Source organism: Nocardia sp. NPDC005978 (genome assembly GCF_040614455.1).
In the GTDB taxonomy this organism is placed as follows: Bacteria; Actinomycetota; Actinomycetes; order Mycobacteriales; family Mycobacteriaceae; genus Nocardia.
In genome coordinates this window covers 1-1,151 of the sequence record NZ_JBEXUS010000251.1, presented here as the reverse complement: position 1 = coordinate 1,151, position 1,151 = coordinate 1, and the positions used below count along the sequence as shown (strand labels likewise).

General features: G+C 71.2%; 1 protein-coding gene. It reads right to left on the bottom strand.

The features are described from left to right. Positions 1 to 180: 180 nt before the first annotated feature. Complete coding sequence (locus ABZ319_RS40485; protein WP_354991891.1) at positions 181 to 1,128, bottom strand: arabinosyltransferase C-terminal domain-containing protein; 948 nt, start codon at positions 1,126 to 1,128, stop codon at positions 181 to 183. Positions 1,129 to 1,151: the final 23 nt, after the last annotated feature.

The window sequence follows — 1,151 nt, the reverse complement described above, 5'->3', positions numbered from 1 at the left end:
CCGCCGTTCGATATCGAACGGCGGCGGCTTTCTGCCGTGGTGAGTGCGGGCCACCCCGCGGCGTCCACGGGTGGGCCGGGATTCGATCGCGGCGGGCAGGCGAGGATCCGCGGATAGCACCCGCGCTCCGAGCCGGGCGCGTGCGGATAAGACGCGCCCGGCCGGAGGGGTGCGGCGGGGTTAGCCGGTACGGATCGGCTCCTCTTCGGTCCAGCCCCAGCGGTTCTCGACCTCGACGGTCAGGTTCGCCTGTGGCGCTTTGGCATCGGCGACGAACTGGTACTGCTGGAGCTCGCCCCAGTCCCGCGTCCAGTCGTTCGCCAGGTAGGCGGGGACCGTGCGGGGCTGCAGGAGCAGGTCGATCCAGCCGAGGGGACCGCCGCCGGTCAGGCCCTGCCAGGGGGTGGAGACCTGGGCGTTGAGCTTGTCGGGCTGGATGCGCCAGCTCGGGAGTTCGGCGACGCCGTCCCGGTGCTGGAACGGGCGCTGGCACGGGAAGGCCAGGCCCACTTGGAAGTCGGCCAGCACGGGGTCGTTCTTGCCGATCACCGCGTTGAGCGTCGAGAGCTTGGGCAGGCGGGGCGGGGTCACCGCGAGCCAGCCCTTGTCCGACAGGCCGTCGGTCCGTGCGACCAGGCGAATCGCGTTGGTGTCAGCCGGAATTCGATCCAGAGCGATCGGCAGATTGCGCCACACCGGTGCGCCGCCGATGTTCGGGGGCGTGAGATCGCCCAGGGCTCGGACCGTGCCGTCGTCGGCGCGGTGCGCGAATTCGAGGCGCAGCTGCTGGCCCTCGATGTCGCGGCCGTCGTCGGCCCGGGCGGCGATGCGCCCGGCCACGGTCAGCACCAGTACCCGATAGGCCGAATCCTGTTGTACAGCAGCAAGATCCAGTTTGTACCACTGGGTGGTCAGGCTCGCGGGCCGCTGCTCGCCGGAGGCGTAGCTGCCCAGCACCGGGGTCCGGGCGGAGTCCAGGCCGAAGGGCAGGTCGACGGTGCTGCCGTTGATGCCCTTCTGGGTGCGCGCCTGTTCGCCGCCGGGGCCGCTCGGGCCGCCGGGACCGCGCGCACCGCCGGGACCGCCCGGCGGCGGACCCGGCTGCTTCTTGAGATCTGAAGAGCACACTACTGAACACCAGTCACCATCAC